Source organism: Allobosea sp. P4_E12 (assembly GCF_056401655.1).
On the sequence record NZ_JBFUIY010000006.1, the window covers coordinates 160,103 to 175,064 of the forward strand.

The 14,962-nt window shown below is 66.1% G+C and carries 14 protein-coding genes and 1 pseudogene; 9 read left to right on the plus strand and 6 right to left on the minus strand.

From position 1 onward, the window contains the following. The 6 genes from AC1DW9_RS09670 to AC1DW9_RS09695 all read right to left on the minus strand — a co-directional run bounded on the left by AC1DW9_RS09670 (position 1) and on the right by AC1DW9_RS09695 (position 5,834). Positions 1 to 900: an ABC transporter permease gene (locus tag AC1DW9_RS09670; protein ID WP_476775866.1), complete on the minus strand. Its 900-nt coding sequence runs from the start codon at positions 898 to 900 to the stop codon at positions 1 to 3. 14 nt (positions 901 to 914) lie between these two features. Further along, complete coding sequence (locus AC1DW9_RS09675) at positions 915 to 1,928, minus strand: ABC transporter permease (RefSeq protein WP_441504594.1); 1,014 nt, start codon at positions 1,926 to 1,928, stop codon at positions 915 to 917. A 76-nt stretch (positions 1,929 to 2,004) separates the two neighbouring features. Further along, positions 2,005 to 3,594, minus strand: coding sequence for an ABC transporter substrate-binding protein (locus tag AC1DW9_RS09680; protein ID WP_476775817.1), 1,590 nt, complete (start codon positions 3,592 to 3,594; stop codon positions 2,005 to 2,007). A 300-nt stretch (positions 3,595 to 3,894) separates the two neighbouring features. Then, positions 3,895 to 4,599: a hypothetical protein gene (locus AC1DW9_RS09685; protein WP_441504592.1), complete on the minus strand. Its 705-nt coding sequence runs from the start codon at positions 4,597 to 4,599 to the stop codon at positions 3,895 to 3,897. A gap of 253 nt (positions 4,600 to 4,852) precedes the next feature. Continuing rightward, positions 4,853 to 5,362 (minus strand): cupin domain-containing protein, encoded by a 510-nt coding sequence (locus AC1DW9_RS09690; RefSeq protein WP_476775818.1) that lies wholly within the window; start codon positions 5,360 to 5,362, stop codon positions 4,853 to 4,855. A 160-nt stretch (positions 5,363 to 5,522) separates the two neighbouring features. Next, on the minus strand, positions 5,523 to 5,834 hold the full coding sequence (locus tag AC1DW9_RS09695; RefSeq protein ID WP_476775819.1) for a hypothetical protein: 312 nt from the start codon (positions 5,832 to 5,834) through the stop codon (positions 5,523 to 5,525). 373 nt (positions 5,835 to 6,207) lie between these two features. Here AC1DW9_RS09695 and AC1DW9_RS09700 point away from each other — a divergent pair, with 373 nt between their 5' ends. The 9 genes and pseudogenes from AC1DW9_RS09700 to AC1DW9_RS09740 all read left to right on the plus strand — a co-directional run bounded on the left by AC1DW9_RS09700 (position 6,208) and on the right by AC1DW9_RS09740 (position 14,904). Further along, a complete protein-coding gene (locus AC1DW9_RS09700) occupies positions 6,208 to 6,696 on the plus strand; it encodes an MgtC/SapB family protein (RefSeq protein WP_441488503.1) in 489 nt (162 codons plus the stop codon). Positions 6,697 to 6,785: 89 nt separating this feature from the next. Next, positions 6,786 to 6,959: pseudogene (locus tag AC1DW9_RS09705) on the plus strand (helix-turn-helix domain-containing protein); the annotation flags it as partial. Between the two features lie 234 nt (positions 6,960 to 7,193). Next, positions 7,194 to 8,264, plus strand: a complete 1,071-nt coding sequence (locus tag AC1DW9_RS09710) for a LacI family DNA-binding transcriptional regulator (protein ID WP_476775820.1) — start codon at positions 7,194 to 7,196, stop codon at positions 8,262 to 8,264. Between the two features lie 69 nt (positions 8,265 to 8,333). Continuing rightward, positions 8,334 to 9,629 (plus strand): ABC transporter substrate-binding protein, encoded by a 1,296-nt coding sequence (locus AC1DW9_RS09715; RefSeq protein WP_476775821.1) that lies wholly within the window; start codon positions 8,334 to 8,336, stop codon positions 9,627 to 9,629. Positions 9,630 to 9,667: 38 nt separating this feature from the next. Next, positions 9,668 to 10,600: a carbohydrate ABC transporter permease gene (locus tag AC1DW9_RS09720; RefSeq protein WP_441488500.1), complete on the plus strand. Its 933-nt coding sequence runs from the start codon at positions 9,668 to 9,670 to the stop codon at positions 10,598 to 10,600. Continuing rightward, entirely contained in the window at positions 10,597 to 11,454 is an 858-nt protein-coding gene (locus AC1DW9_RS09725; RefSeq protein WP_441488499.1) for a carbohydrate ABC transporter permease, read from the plus strand. Before AC1DW9_RS09720 ends, AC1DW9_RS09725 begins: the two co-directional genes overlap by 4 nt. A gap of 36 nt (positions 11,455 to 11,490) precedes the next feature. Then, positions 11,491 to 12,801, plus strand: coding sequence for an alpha-galactosidase (gene melA / locus AC1DW9_RS09730; RefSeq protein ID WP_476775822.1), 1,311 nt, complete (start codon positions 11,491 to 11,493; stop codon positions 12,799 to 12,801). A 71-nt stretch (positions 12,802 to 12,872) separates the two neighbouring features. Next, a complete protein-coding gene (locus AC1DW9_RS09735) occupies positions 12,873 to 13,967 on the plus strand; it encodes an ABC transporter ATP-binding protein (protein ID WP_476775823.1) in 1,095 nt (364 codons plus the stop codon). 10 nt (positions 13,968 to 13,977) lie between these two features. Further along, positions 13,978 to 14,904, plus strand: coding sequence for a Gfo/Idh/MocA family protein (locus AC1DW9_RS09740; protein ID WP_476775824.1), 927 nt, complete (start codon positions 13,978 to 13,980; stop codon positions 14,902 to 14,904). The last annotated feature ends 58 nt before the right edge of the window (positions 14,905 to 14,962 follow it).

The window sequence follows — 14,962 nt, forward strand, 5'->3', positions numbered from 1 at the left end:
TCAATTCCTCCGCTGGGGATCGACGAGATCGCGCACGCCGTCGCCGAGCAGGTTGAAGCAGAACACCGCGATCATCAGCGCCAGGCCGGGGAAGAAGGCGATCCACCATTCGCCGGAGACGATGAAGCTCGCACCCTCGGCCACCATGATCCCCCATTCCGGCGTCGGCGGGCGTACGCCAAGGCCGATGAAGGAGAGGCCGGCCGCGTTCAGGATCGCGTAGCCCATGGTCAGCGACATCTGCACAGCCATGATCGGCATGATGTTGGGCACGATCTGGGTGAGGAGCAGCCGCCAGTCGGAATTGCCCGAGAGCCGCGCCGCCTGCACGAAACCCGCCTCGCGCCGCACATTCGCCTCGGCCCGCGCCACCCGCGCATAGAGCGGGAAATTGATGATGGCGGTCGCAATCACGATATTGGTGACGCTGTTGCCGAGCGCCGCGACGATGCCCATCGCCAGCACGAAGAGCGGGAAGGCCATGATCGTGTCGGCGATGCGACCGACCAGCTTGTCGACCCAGCCGCCGAAGAAGCCGGCGCTGACGCCGGCGAGCCCGCCGAGCAGGAAAACGAGCGCGACCGAGGCGACCGCAATGGTGAAATCGAGCCGCGTCGCGGAGATGACCCGGCTGAAGATGTCCCGCCCGAGCTGGTCGGTGCCGAACCAATGCGCCGCGCTCGGGGCCTGGAGTGCCGCATTGGTGTTGCTCGCCAGCGGGTCGTAGGGCACGAGCGAGGGACCGAAGATCGCCGCGAGCACGATCAGCCCGAACAGCAGGAAGGCGAAGCCGGTGATCGGGTTTTCCGAGACGACATGGCGCGCATGGGCCCACAGGCTCGTCGCGGGCGGCGCCTCGAAGCGCAGGGCGGGCGTGGCGGCGGGGTCGAGCTTGCTCATGTCGTTCACGGGCCTCACCCTTCCAGCCTGACGCGGGGATCGATGACGCCGTAGAGCAGGTCGATCAGCAGGTTCAGCACGACGTAGAGGATCGCCATGGTCAGCACGAAGCCCTGGATCGGCGCGTAATCCGAGGCGATCAGCGCCTCGACCGCATAGGAGCCGACGCCCGGCCAGGCGAAGACCTTCTCGACCAGGACATTGGCGCCGAGCAGGAAGGAGAACACCATGCCGAGCGTGGTCACGACGGGCAGCATGGCGTTGCGAAAGGCATAGGTGCCGATGACCTTGGCATTGGTCAGCCCGCTGGCGCGCGCGGTGCGGACGAAATCGGCGCCGAGCACAGCCAGCATCGAGGCGCGGGTCATCCGCGTGATCGGCGCCAGCGAGAAGATGCCGAGCGTGACCGCCGGCAGGATCAGTTGCGCCAGCGCGGCACGAAAGGTTTCGACATGCCCGGCAAGCAGGCTGTCGATCAAGAACAGCCCGGTGATGCGCGGCGGTTCCGAGGCGAAGACATCGAGCCGCCCGAGAGGCGCCGGCGACCAGCCGAGCAGGAAATAGAAGGCATAGACCAGCAGGAGCCCGGTGAAGAACACCGGCAGCGAGACGCCGGCCGTCGCCACCACGCGGCAGAGATGGTCGATCCAGGAGCCCTGCTTCACCGCGGCCAGTACGCCGAGCGGCAGGGCGACCGACATGGCCAGCAGCAGACCCGCAAGCGTCAGCTCGGCGGAGGCGGGCAGCCGCGCCGCCAGGTCGGCCGTCACCGGCTGGCCGGTGGTCAGGGACTGGCCGAGATCGCCCTTGGCCAGCGCCGTGACATAGGAGACGAACTGCACCGGCAAGGGCTGGTCGAGCCCCAGCTTGCTGCGGATTTCGGCAATGGCCTGCGGCGTCGCTGCGGGCCCGGCGAAATAGGCTGCCGTGTCCCCCGGCAACACCCGCGTCAGCAGGAAGGTGACGATGATCACGCCGATGACCGACGGGATCGTCGTCATCAGCCGCCCGCCGATCATGCGAAGCATTGTGCAGCCTCCTTGCCGAAATCCGGCGAAGTCGCCGCCGCCGCCGTTGCGTGCGGGGCGGCGGTGCGCTGGGCGCTCAGCCCTTGGTCAGGTAGCGGAAATCGGGCTCGCGGCAGGGCTGGAACTGATAGCCGCCGATCGCCTTCTGGAGCGCCACGTCATGGGTCGGCTGCGCGATCGGCACCATCGGCACCTCGCGGTTCACCAGCTTGATGAAGTCGACGACATTAGCGTCATAGGCTGCCTTGTCGGGCGCGAAGCGCGCGGCGTCGATCAGCTTGTCGAGTTCCGGGTTCTGATAGGCGGCGATGTTGAAGATCGAATTATTGCCGTGCATCGTCCAGAACAGGTAGTAATCGGGATAGTCGAGCCAGCCGGCGAAGCGGTTCAGCACCATCGGATTGGTCTTCTTGGCGATCTCGGTACGGAAATTCGCGCCCGGCACCTTGTTGATCTCGACGGTGATTCCGATCGCGCCGAGCGCCTCCTTGATCAGCACCGCCATCGGTTCGGCGACCGTCGCATTGCCGGCGTCGAAATACAGCGTGGTCGAGAAGCCGCCGCCGGCTGCATCGACCAGCGCCTTGGCCTTGGCGACGTTGGATGTGTAGGGAAAGGGCTGCGGCCAGGTGACCTTGGGCGTCTCGGGCCCGCCCGACATGTCGACGCCGCGGCCGAACAGCGAGGCCTGCAGCAGCTTCTCATAGGGCATCACCCAGGCCACGGCCTGGCGCAGGCGCACATCCTTGAACGGCCCGACCTGCGTGTTGAGGTAGCAGCCCCAGACACCGTTGGGGATCGGCACGCCGACGACATTGACCTTGCCGGCATCGAGCAGGTCCTTGAAGTCCTTCGGTGGCAGCCCGTAGGAGACATCGGCATCGCCGCGCTCCATCAGGGCCCGGCGGGTCGAAGGCGAGGCGATGTCGCGCGCAATGATGCGGCGAAGCTGCGGCAGCTTGCCGGAGGTCCAGGCATCGTTCCGGACATAGATCGTCTCGACGCCGGGTTTCCAGCTCTCGACCTTGTAGGCGCCGGAGCCGGCGACGTTGTTCTTCAGCCACTCCTTCGCATGGGGATCGCCGCCGCCATTCTTGATCGCGAGCTCGGAGTCGAACACGAAGGGGATGGTGACCGCGAGGTTCGGCAGCGTCATCTTGTCCTTGCGGACGAAGTCGACTCGGAAGGTCTTGTCGTCGACGACGACGAACTGCTCTGGCTTCTCGAGCGAGCCGGCATTCATCTGCGTGGTGGCGAACCCCCCGATCGTGCAGGCGCGGTCGAGCGACCATTTCACATCGGCCGCCGTGACCTTGCGGCCGGAATGGAAGGTGGCGTCGCGCAGCTTGAAGGTGCAGCTCATGCCGTCCGAGGCGACCTGCCAGCTCTCGGCCAGTTCGCCCTCGAGCTCGCCCATCGCGATCGTGTTGCCGCCGCCGCCCGGGATCGGCACCGGCTTGAAGCGCAGCAGCCGGTCATAGCAGTTCAGCGCGACGCCATTGACCGGCTGCGACGAGCCGATGCCCTGCATGTCCAGGCTGTTGGGCCCATATTCCTGCACCAGCAGCAATGTCTCGGCCCGGCTGGGTGTCTGTGCCCCGAGTTTGCCCTGCGCGACGAAGGGGGCAGCAAGGCCGGCTGCGATGGCGGTGCGGCGAGTGATCATCGGCGAGAGATCCTTGTTTTGCCAGTCGGGATGTCGCGGCGCGCCGGCCCGCCGGGAACAGGCCGGCGGGCGGGGCAGAGCGCCCTGCGGCCGGCCGCGAGGGCAATCCGTTCCGCGCCTGTCGCGGCTCGGATGGTGCTCTGTCCTGGATGCGGGGCAGCAAAGGCGCACATGGGCGCCAGTCAAGCACGTAGCGTGCCAAGACTTAGGCGATTGAAATCTCTTGTAAAATGCCGGCGTGGGCAGCCGCCCTCGTCATGTTGCATGCAATGACTGGTATTCAGGCTATTTAGTGGGCAATTATCTCTGCTGCCGCGCACTTGTGCTTATCAGCGCAGCGTTGATGCCGATCTCGGCCGCGTCGAGGATGGCCGGATCCGATGCCGGATCGGCGGCCAGGCCTGCGGCGTAGCCGGATAGATTGGTGCTCCAGACCAGGATGGTGTCGAGGCGCGATCGCGCGGCCAGGGTCCTTGCCTCGGCGAGCAGCCTGTCGCCGGTAAGATGCGCGGCATCGAGATTATTGGTGATGCCGAGCCAGAGATGCTCGCGGATGTCGACATCCCCACGGCGAAACTGCCCGGCGACATGCAGCGATTCCGCTTCGTCGCCCTGCGTGATCAGGCCGACGCGCCGGCCCGGCTCTGCCCCGAGGAGCGCAAGGGTCGCGAGAGCGGTGGTGACCGCCGGGATGCCCGTCTTGTCCTCGATCCGCCGGCACAGGTCGCGATCGGCGGCAAAGCCCAGCGCCGCGCCCCGCGTCGCGTTCCAGCAGATCGTATCGACGCGGGCCTCTTCCAGCAGCATCGCAGCGGTGTCGAAGGGTTCGAGCCTGTAGCCGGCAGCCGGCGCGGCCGCGACGATGCCGTCATAGGGCACCCGGGCGATGCAGCAATCTATCTCCGGAGTTCCAGCCAGCAGACGGGCCGCCACGCGCTCGACGACCCGGTTGGAGGAGGGAACGATCAGGCCGATGGCGCGGCGCGCGGAAGCAGTCTCGGGCATGGCAGGCAGCGCGTTTCCGACGGGAGCGGGGGCAATCAGCGTCCGGGCTCATGGCCGGAAAGTAAAGCCTCGTTGCGCGCCTCGGCCATCAGTCACCGGTCCTGCTGACCACAAGAGGGATTGCCTCGATGCCCGTCGCGCCAGGGCTAGCAGGGCTTGCGTCAAGCGTTGCGCCCGGCGCGCGGGCGGGAGCCTGCGACAGGCAGGGCGAGCGGGCGATATTCGCAAATGGGCACGACAAACAACTCCGGTCTCAGATACTCTCGCTCCAGTGGTACGAAACCGGGCCATCATACCCGGCCACCGGATCGCTCGCCGGAAACGCCAGGCGGGCGATTGCCCGGCGGATCGGCGCTGTTGCTTCGGTCCGCACGATGTCCCCCGACTGCCCCGGGGGATAGGCGCCGATCACCAGTAAGTCCTGCGATGCCCGCAAGCATCGATGTCCCGTTCCCGCCGGCAGCAGGACGACATCTCCGGCGGCAACCTCGATCTCACGGCCTCTTTCTCCCCCTAGGAGCAGTGTCGCCTTGCCGGCGGCTATCCCGAGAGCCTCGTGGCCTTCGGTGTGATAGTGCTGGAAGTCATAGATGCCGCTGCGCCATTGCGGGGGCCAGCCATTCCCTTCGAAACGCTCTTCCATGAGGGTCGCCATATCCGCGGCTTCGGCGGGAAACGCAGCCACGTAGAACAGCACGGGCAGGCGCGGATTATTCGGCACGGTGCCGTGCTCCTCGAAATGAAACGCCGTGACGATCGCCATGTCGTGCCCCGCGGAACTCGGCGGCATAACGCTGGGAATGACCCATCGTTCCCGGTCCGGCGGTACGTCCCGGCGGCGCGCAGTCCGGGACGTACCGCGCATTGGTGCATTCGGTCCTCAGTGGGCGCTTTTTGCTCGGGATCGCTCGTGCGGAGCAGCCTTAGCCTCGTCGCTGCCAGCGTGCTCGCAGCCTCGCCCACAGGTTCATGGCAGCGTGGACAAAGCGCGCCATGGGTTTGCGCAAGGGCGCGATATCCGCTGCGATCAGCAGCAGGCCGAGCGGCAGCATCCAGAGCCCGAGCACGGGCAGTATCGAGAAGATGCCCCCGACCACGAGGATGAGGCCCGCGGGGAGGCGGGCCCAGCGCGAGGCGGGATGGCGCAGCCAGCGCAACAGGGAGGCGAAACCCTGCGGAACCTCCCGCTCGATGCGCTTGAAGGCCAATCGGAGCTCATGTTTTCCGTCGCTCATCATCTCTCCGGTCCAAAGTTGGTCGGATAACGCATGGCGGAGCAACGTGTTCGCCACGGGGCGGCGCATGGCCCTCGGCCGGGCATTCCTGGCGGATGGTGCCTCGCCGGTCTTCTTCACGCCTGCATCGGAACAGCCTGTCGGGGGCGGCGTTGGGGAAGGGGTGATAGCGAAGGAGACCCCATGAGAAACGGCCAGGAAGCTCAGATTGGGGCGCGCGATTCAGCGCAACGGGGCCCCGACGGCCCTTTCTCACCTTCGCCTGTGCCGCTCAAGGCGGCTGGGCCGGCAGGCCCTGATGCCGTCGAGGCGGCCGGCACGCGCGAGCGCGTACGGCGTAGCGACCTTGATACCCCCGGGCGGGAATAGCCCTATGGAGCTGTTTTCATGGGCTGAAGTCGACCTGATCTTCAGGTTGTTGGCGGGGACCGCCGCGGGCATAGCCGTCGGCTGGGAGCGCACGCTCAAGCAGAGCAGTGCGGGCATTCGCACATTCGGTCTGGTCGGACTTGGAACGGCAGCGGCAGCTGGGATCTTCGGCGAACCGGATCAGGCCGATGCGGCAAGCCGTGTCGTGCAGGGTGTTCTGACCGGCATCGGATTTCTGGGCGCCGGGGTGATCGTCCTTCGCGATCGGGAAATGACCCCGAGGGGGCTCACCACGGCTGCGGCCATCTGGGTGACGGCCGCTCTCGGCTGCGCTGCCGGCCTGGGCGACTGGAAGATCGTCGTGACCGCAACGGGCCTCGCATTGCTGCTGCTGGCGATCAATCACTCGATCGAGCGCTGGGCCGGGCGGCGGGCGGGGGGAGATGCGGCGAGAGCTGCTCAAGGGGAAGCACGGGCGCGCGACGAGGACTGAGAGGCACCCGATTGCGGCACATGCTTCCTGCGCTCATCCCGCGATTGCGGAAGGCGCGTCGGGAGCGGAAGTCATCGAATATCGGCTCCATGCCCGACAAGCCCGTCGGAGGGGGCAGAGGCGGGCGGGCTCGGCGCGCGCTTGGGCGCGCGACTTCGGTGATCAGCTACACGATCTCCAATCTGGTGGCTCAGCTGGGCTTCCCGCTGTTCGACCGGGATTCCACCCGGAAGCCGATGCTGAAGGAAGCGGGGCGGACCGTGGCGCGAGCCGGCTGCGCGCCAAGGCTCAGGGCCTGCCGTGCGCCCGGATGCACTGGCCAACCGGCGCGCGCAGGTTGAGGTTTTCTGCCAGCCGGGCGGCTGCCATGACCAGCTTGATCGACTGGTCCCGGCCTTAGGAATGCGCCGTCAGGTCGGCGCTGCGGCCTTCGTTGACAGGCATTCCATGAGCGGTTAGCTCTTAATCTAATACGTATTAGATTCCAGGAGAAGGCGTTGCCGCGCGAGCAGAAACCATCGAAGCGACCGGGAGCCGCGACCAGCACCGATGTCGCGAAGCGTGCGGGGGTTTCGCAGGCGACGGTTTCGCTGGTGCTCAATGGCGCAAGTGGGCGCGTCGGTCTCTCCGAGGCCACGCAGCAGCGTGTGCGCAAAGCCGCCGCCGATCTCGGCTACACCCCGAATTCCGTTGCACGGAACCTGAGGCAGCGGCGCACCAACACGCTCACCTTCATCACCCCCGATATCGGCAATCCCTACTCGGCCGAGGTGATCGGCGCCGTGCAGCAGGTGGCGCAGGAGCGCGGCTATCTGCTCGACGTGCTCGTTGCGGAAGACGAGGCGGCCAAGCTCAAGGCGATCGCGCGGCTGCGCGGGGGCGTCTCGGACGGCGTCATCACCTCGGCTCCAACGCGGGCGATCTGGGACGCGTTGAAGGAACTGGCACGCCACGGCGTCCCCTGTGTCGCGCTGCAGGATCAAGGCGACGGTACCGAAATCACCTCCGTCGGCGTCGATCTCGAGGGCGGGGGCTACATGGCGACGCAGCACCTGCTCGCCTGCGGCTATCGGCGGATCGGCCATATCTCGGGCCAGCAGCGGCATCCCCTGCGCGAGCGGGAGCGTGTGCACGGCTATCGTCGGGCGCTCCTCGAAGCCGGTCTGCCGCCGCGTCCGGATTGGGAAATCGAGGTCGCGAACAGTCCGGAAGGAGGCGTGAAGGCGGTGGAGCTCTTGCTCGCCTTGCCGGAGCCGCGGCCCGAAGCGCTTTTCGTGTTCAACGACCAGATGGCGATCGGCGTGCTGCACGGCTTGCGTCGTCACGGCCTGCGCGTGCCCGAGGACATGGCCGTGGTCGGCTTCGACGGCATCGCGCTCGCGGCTTTCACGGTTCCGGCGCTAACGACGGTGGAACACCGCCGGCTCGAGCTCGGCCAGCAGGCGGCGACGAGCCTCATCGACCAGCTCGAGGGCGGGGAAAGCCCCGTTCGGTACACGCAGCTTCCGGTCCAGCTCGTGATCCGGGAATCCTGCGGCGGCCTGAAGGGTGGTGGCCTGCCAGCCTAGAGCCCGTGACCAACAACAACAAAAAACCAAGCCGCGAAAAGCGGTGATGATCCAGGGAAGGAAACAGGGATGACGAACCTCAACGGAACAGGCACGGTTTTCTCTCGGCGGCATATTCTGGGCGCCGGGCTCGCTCTCTCGGTCGGGTCGGGGAGGGCGGCGCGGGCCCAGGCGCCGGTGAGCCTCAATTTCGCGGTCTGGGGCAATCGGGCGGAGGAGGACGCTTTCCGCCGGCTGATCGCCGGCTACACCGCGCAGAACCCGCATGTCTCGATCCGGCTGGAGCTCAGCGGATCCTCCGGCCAGCTCTATCAGCAGGTCGATACGCGCCTCGCCGGCCGGCAGGCCCCCGATCTGGTCCGCATCCAGTACCAGCAGGTCGGCCGCTATGCGAAAGCAGGCGCAATCGTCGATCTGAGCGGGCATCTCGACGGCGGCCTGGCAGCGCAATTCGCCCCCGCATTGTGGAAGGCAGTCACCTATCGCGACAAGGCCTTCGCCATTCCCCACCACACCGACACGCTCGCGGTCTATTGCAACATGGAGATGTTCCGGCGGGCCGGAATCGAGCTGCCGCGGCGGCTCGAGGACAGCTGGCGCTGGGAGGAGTTCATCCGGATCGCCCGGATGCTGAAGGACAAGGCCGGAGCGCCATTCGGCTTCGCCTGCGCCTGGCAGAACACCGCCGCCTATCGCTTTCTGCCCTTCCTCTACCAGAATGGCGGCAAATTGCTCGACGAGCAGCTGCTCCAGCCGCAGCTCTCGTCGAAAGAGGGCCTCGAGGCGATCGCATGGGCCCAGTCCTGGTTCACCGACAAGCTCGTGCCGCCCACGACCTCGATCAAGACCAACGAGCAGACGCAGAACCTCTTCGCCAACGGGACGATCGGCATGCTGGTGCATGGCGACTGGCAGATCCCGTTCCTGCAGGACGCGATGAAACAGGCGGAGTGGCAGGTGACCTATATGCCGCGCAGCGTCAGCATGGCCTCCGATCTCGGCGGCAACTGCCTCGCCGTGACGCGCGACAGCAAGAATCGCGACGTCGCCATCGACTTCCTGCGCTATGCCACCAACGAGGCCAATATGCGCGACTTCTGCATCGCCGCCGGCTTCCTGCCGGTTCGGCGCAGCCTCATGGAGACGAAGCTGGAATACCCGCTTCGCCCCGACGCGATGCAGGTCTTCGTCGAGCAGTCGCGGACGATCCCGGACCATCTGGCCGCGACGGTGACGCTGCCTGATTTCAGCCGCATCAATACGAAGCTCGGCGAGCAGCTCGACCTCGCCTTCACCTCCGGCCAGTCGCCGAAGGACACGGCCGAGAACGTGGAAGGCACCATCCGCAGCGTCCTCAAGAGCTGACGGCGGTGCGGCCTGCCGTCCCGTCTGCGAGGTGATCCATGTCCGACAGCGTCGTCATGACCAGCACCGCGCCCCCCGTTACCGGGGCGCGGGCACGCCGCTCCTTCCGGCGGCCCTGGATGCTGCCCTATCTCCTGATCACGCCCAACCTGCTTCTGTTCAGCGCCTTCAGTTTCTTTCCGCTGCTCTATGCCTTCTATATCAGCTTCCATGACTGGAGCCTGATCGGCGACGTCACCTATGCCGGCCTGGCCAATTATCGCAGGCTGGTGGCCGACACGCAGTTCTGGCACGCGCTGTTGAATACGGCGGTCTATGCTGTGGCTTCGGTGCCCACCACCATGGCAGGCGGGCTGCTCCTGGCCGTGGCGCTGAACCGACGGATGCCGGGGCGGGTCTTCCTGCGCAGCGTCTATTTCCTTCCGGTCGTGGTTTCGGCCGTCGCCACCGGCATCATCGCCGCCTGGATGTTCAACGAGCATTACGGCGTCATCAACTCCCTGATCGTGCGCCTGGGCGGCGACCGCATCCCATGGCTCTCCTCGCCGGCCTGGGCGCTGCCGTCGCTGGTGATTGCGACATTCTGGGTCAGGGTCGGCTTCTGCATGGTGGTGTATCTCGCCGCGCTGCAGTCGATCCCGACGCTCTATTACGAAGCCGCGACCATGGATGGCGCGTCGCCCTCTCGCCAGTTCTGGAAGATCACACTGCCCTTGTTGCGGCCCGCCACCTTCCTGTTGCTGATCCTCAACGTGATCCACTCCTTCCAGGTCTTCGACCTGATCTACGTGATGACCGGCGGTGGCCCGGGATTTTCGACGACGATGCTGGTGCAATACATCTACCAGTCCGCCTTCATGACCTCGGAGATGGGCTATGCCAGCGCGATCGGCGTCGTGCTCTACGCCATCGTGCTCGGCTTCACGATCATTCAGTGGCGGGTCAGCCGCCAATCGGAGAACGTGCTATGAGCGGCGTCACCTTCGAGGCTGGCGCCAGGCGCCCCGGCACCCGCCGAACCGGCAACGTGCTGATCTGGATCGCTGTCGTGCTCGGCGCGCTGGCGATGATCTTTCCGCTCTACTGGATGCTCGCGACCGCGATCCGGCCTCGTTCCGAGGTCTTCCAGCCGGTGGTGAGCCTGATCCCGCAGGTGCTGACGCTGGAGAATTTCAGGAATATCGCGCAGCGCCATCCGTTCCTGACCTGGGTGATGAATTCGACCTTCATCGCCGTGATCGCCGTGCTGATCACCGTGTCCGCGAACCTGCTCTGCGGCTACGTCTTCGCCAAGTTCCGCTTCCCCGGGCGCGACATCCTGTTCTTCGCGATCCTGGGCGCGCTGATGATCCCGATCCAGGTAATCCTGGTGCCGGAATTCCTCGTGACCTCCTGGCTGGGGCTGCTGAATTCGCCCTGGGGCGTCATCCTGCCACGCGCGGCCGAAGCCTTCGGTGTCTTCATGGTGCGCCAGTTCATGGTCAGCATTCCCGATGAGCTGATCGAGGCCGCCCGGCTCGACGGCGCCAGCGAGATGCGGATCTTCCTGCGCATCGTGCTGCCGCTCTCGAAGCCGATCATCGCCGTGCTGGTGATCTTCACCTTCATGTGGCGCTGGAACGACTTCGCCTGGCCGCTGGTCGTCCTGACCGACCAGGAACTCTTCACCCTGCCGCTGGGCCTGAACCTGCTGCGCGGCGAGGCCAATCCGGACTGGGGCGGCGTCATGGCGCTGGCCCTGATCTCCCTCCTGCCGATGCTGCTCATCTTCCTGATCTTCCAGCGCTATCTGGTTCAGGGGATTGCCAGCACAGGCCTCAAGTGAGCCCTTTCCCGACCTCTACCCAAGAGAGACCATGACATGACCAAGATCGCCATGATCGGCGCCGGCAGCGTCGTCTTCGTCAAGAACCTGCTCACCGACATCCTCAGTCTTCCCGCGCTGAAGCAATGCGAGATCGCATTGTACGACATCGATGCCGAGCGCCTCGAAACGGCGGGAATGATGGCGCGCTGGACGTCCGGCCAGTTCGATGCCGGGGCGACCGTGACCGAGCATGCCGACCGCCGGCGCTGCCTGGAGGGCGCGGATTTCGTGATCAACATGGTGCAGATCGGCATGCACGAGGCGACGCTGCTCGATTTCGAGATCCCGAGCCGCTACGGCCTGAAGCAGACCATCGCGGATACCGTCGGTATCGGCGGCATCTTCCGCGGGTTGCGGACCATTCCCTTCATGGTCGACCTGGTCGGGGACATGCGGGCGGTCTGCCCCAATGCCCTGCTGATGAACTACACCAACCCGATGAGCATCCTGACCTGGGCGGTCTACAGGGCCTTCCCAGAGCAGCAGGTGGTCGGGTTGTGCCACAACGTCCAGCACACGGCGCGCGACCTTGCTTCCTATCTCGGGGTCGATCGCTCCCGCTTGAGCTATGACTGCGCCGGCATCAACCACATGACCTGGTTCCTGCGGCTCGAGATCGACGGCAAGGATGCCTATCCGCAGCTGCGGCGTGCCGCCCGCAATCCGGAGATCTTTGCGAAGGACAAGATCCGTTTCGCCCTGCTGGAGCATCTCGGCCGCTTTGTCAGCGAATCCAGCGAGCATACGGCCGAATACACGCCCTATTTCCTGCGCCGCGAGGACCAGATCGCGGAATTCGACGTGCCGGTCGACGAGTATATTCGCCGCAGCGAGCGCAACCTGCGACGCTATGCCGACACGCGGCAAAAGCTGCTGGCCGGCGAGAGCTTCCCGCTCGAGCGCAGCGACGAATACGGCGCATCGATCATCAACGGCATGGTCACGAACGAGCCCCAGCTCATCTACGGAAATGTCCGCAACACCGGGCTGATCGAGAACCTGCCGCAGGATTGCTGTGTCGAGGTGCCCGTGATCGTCGACCGCAATGGCCTGCGCGCCTGCCATGCAGGCACGCTGCCGCCGGAGCTCGCCGCCCATTGCGCGCCGCATGTCTTCGTCCAGGACCTCACCGTGCGCGCTGCCCTGGAAGGCGACCGGGACGCGGTCTACCGCGCCGCGGTGCTGGACCGCCATGCCGCGAGTGTCCTCTCGCTGCGCGAGATCTGCGCCATGGTGGACGACCTGATCGCGGCCCATGGTTCGGCCATGCCGGTCGGCATCCGTTCGACGGCACTCGCTGCCTGAGCGCGCCCAAGCAGGGCAGGCGGCCTGCCTGCCCGCAACGACAAGAACGATAAGGCCGCAAGGAGGGAACGATGAGTTGGCTGACCTTGGAGCATGTCCATAAGCGCTTCGGCGATCACCCGGTGATCCAGGATGTGAACCTGTCCGTGACCAACGGCGAGTTCGTGGTCTTCGTCGGTCCGTCCGGCTGCGGGAAATCCACCTTGCTGCGGATGATCGCCGGGCTCGAGGATATCAGCGACGGCACCTTGCGCATCGACGACGCGGTGATGAACCAGGTGCCGGCGGCGCAACGGGGCATCGCGATGGTGTTCCAGTCCTATGCGCTCTACCCGCATATGAATGTCTACAAGAACATGGCCTTCGCGCTCGAGACGGCGCGGATGACCAAGGCCGAGATCGATATGCGCGTCGCCCGTGCTGCGGCGATCCTGCAACTCGATCATCTGCTCGACCGCAAGCCCAAGGAGCTCTCGGGCGGGCAGCGCCAGCGCGTCGCCATCGGCCGCGCCATCGTGCGCGAACCCAAGATCTTCCTGTTCGACGAGCCGCTCTCCAATCTCGACGCTGAGCTGCGCGTGCAGATGCGCGTGGAAATCGCCAAGCTGCACCAGCAGCTCGGCAACACGATGATCTATGTCACGCATGATCAGGTCGAAGCCATGACGATGGCCGACAAGATCGTGGTTCTGCGGGCAGGGAAGGTCGAGCAGATCGGCTCGCCGCTGGAGCTCTACAACAACCCCGTCAACCGCTTCGTCGCCGGCTTCATCGGCAGCCCGAAGATGAACCTCCTGCAGGCCAGGATGCTGCCGGCGACAGGAGGAGAAGCGCGCGTGGCCCTGGCCGAGACCGTGTTGCCCCTGCCGCATCTGGCTGGCCAGGACGGCGCCGATTGCAGCCTGGGCCTGCGGCCCGAGCACCTGCGGCTCGGCGGCGCCGGCACGCGGATCGGCGAGGCGCAGGTCCAGCTCGTGGAGCAGCTCGGGGGCTCCTCGCTGATCTACGGCGTCCTCGCCGACGGCCAGCCGATCACCGTTCAGGTCGAGGGACAGCAGACGCCGAAGCCCGGCGAGCGGGTGCCGCTGCATGTCGATATCGCCCTGGCTCATCTGTTCCGGCCCGACGGTGCGCGCGTGATTGCGCAAACCGTCGCGCACAGTTGAGGCGGGCGGGATGTCGAGGATCCGCCTCGGACTCGTCGGGCTCGGCAAGATCGCGCACAGCCAGCATCTCGGCGCGATTGCGGCCACGCCCGGTTTCGAGCTGGTCGCGGCGGCGAGCCGGGAAGGCACGCTGCCTGGCTTGCCCGTCTTCACCTCGCTCAGCGCGATGCTGGCCTCGGATATCGATCTCGATGCCGTTGCCCTTTGCACCCCGCCTCAAGGCCGGCATGCGCTGGCGGCAGAGGCGCTCGAAGCCGGCTTGCATGTTCTGCTTGAAAAGCCACCGGGCGCGAGTGTCAGCGAGCTCGGCCCTCTCGTCGCAAAGGCGGAACGGAGCGGCCGAACGCTGTTCACCACCTGGCATTCGCGTTTCGCGCCCGCTGTCGCGCCGGCGCGCGCCTTCCTTGCGCGGAACAGGCCACGCTCGGTCAAGGTCGTCTGGAAGGAGGATGTGCGCGTCTGGCATCCCGGACAGGACTGGATCTTCGAGCCCGGCGGGCTCGGCGTCTTCGACCCCGGCATCAATGCCCTCTCGATTCTGACCGCCATTCTGTCCGAGCCGGTCTTCGTGACCGGCGCCGTGGTATCCGTCCCGGCAAACCGCCAGGCGCCGATCGCCGCCGCGCTCGATCTCGCGGATGGTTCGGGGCTGCCGATCCACGCAGAATTCGACTTCCGCCAGGAGGGCGAACAGAGCTGGGACATCCATGTCGAGACCGAGGCCGGCCTTATCACGCTCTCCTCGGGCGGCAGGACGCTGAGCCATGACGGCCGCATATTGGTCGACGAGCCGGAGCGGGAATATGCGGAGATCTATCGCCACTTCGAAGCGCTGATCGCGGAAGGCCGCAGCGAGGTCGATCTCGCGCCGCTGACGCTGGTCGCCGACGCATTCATGCTGGGGCAGCGTTTGACCGTCGAGCCCTTCGAGGGGTGACGTACCCCCTGGGCGCTATCTGATCGCGCTCAGGTCGCTCGCCGTCCGGCTTGGGATG

Coding starts and splice junctions, on each gene's coding strand:
- AC1DW9_RS09670 (WP_476775866.1), bottom strand. CDS start 900: ATGAGCAAGCTCGACCCCGCCGCCACGCCCGCCCTGCGCTTCGAGGCG.
- AC1DW9_RS09675 (WP_441504594.1), bottom strand. CDS start 1,928: ATGCTTCGCATGATCGGCGGGCGGCTGATGACGACGATCCCGTCGGTC.
- AC1DW9_RS09680 (WP_476775817.1), bottom strand. CDS start 3,594: ATGATCACTCGCCGCACCGCCATCGCAGCCGGCCTTGCTGCCCCCTTC.
- AC1DW9_RS09685 (WP_441504592.1), bottom strand. CDS start 4,599: ATGCCCGAGACTGCTTCCGCGCGCCGCGCCATCGGCCTGATCGTTCCC.
- AC1DW9_RS09690 (WP_476775818.1), bottom strand. CDS start 5,362: ATGGCGATCGTCACGGCGTTTCATTTCGAGGAGCACGGCACCGTGCCG.
- AC1DW9_RS09695 (WP_476775819.1), bottom strand. CDS start 5,834: ATGAGCGACGGAAAACATGAGCTCCGATTGGCCTTCAAGCGCATCGAG.
- AC1DW9_RS09700 (WP_441488503.1), top strand. CDS start 6,208: ATGGAGCTGTTTTCATGGGCTGAAGTCGACCTGATCTTCAGGTTGTTG.
- AC1DW9_RS09715 (WP_476775821.1), top strand. CDS start 8,334: ATGACGAACCTCAACGGAACAGGCACGGTTTTCTCTCGGCGGCATATT.
- AC1DW9_RS09720 (WP_441488500.1), top strand. CDS start 9,668: ATGTCCGACAGCGTCGTCATGACCAGCACCGCGCCCCCCGTTACCGGG.
- AC1DW9_RS09725 (WP_441488499.1), top strand. CDS start 10,597: ATGAGCGGCGTCACCTTCGAGGCTGGCGCCAGGCGCCCCGGCACCCGC.
- melA (WP_476775822.1), top strand. CDS start 11,491: ATGACCAAGATCGCCATGATCGGCGCCGGCAGCGTCGTCTTCGTCAAG.
- AC1DW9_RS09735 (WP_476775823.1), top strand. CDS start 12,873: ATGAGTTGGCTGACCTTGGAGCATGTCCATAAGCGCTTCGGCGATCAC.
- AC1DW9_RS09740 (WP_476775824.1), top strand. CDS start 13,978: ATGTCGAGGATCCGCCTCGGACTCGTCGGGCTCGGCAAGATCGCGCAC.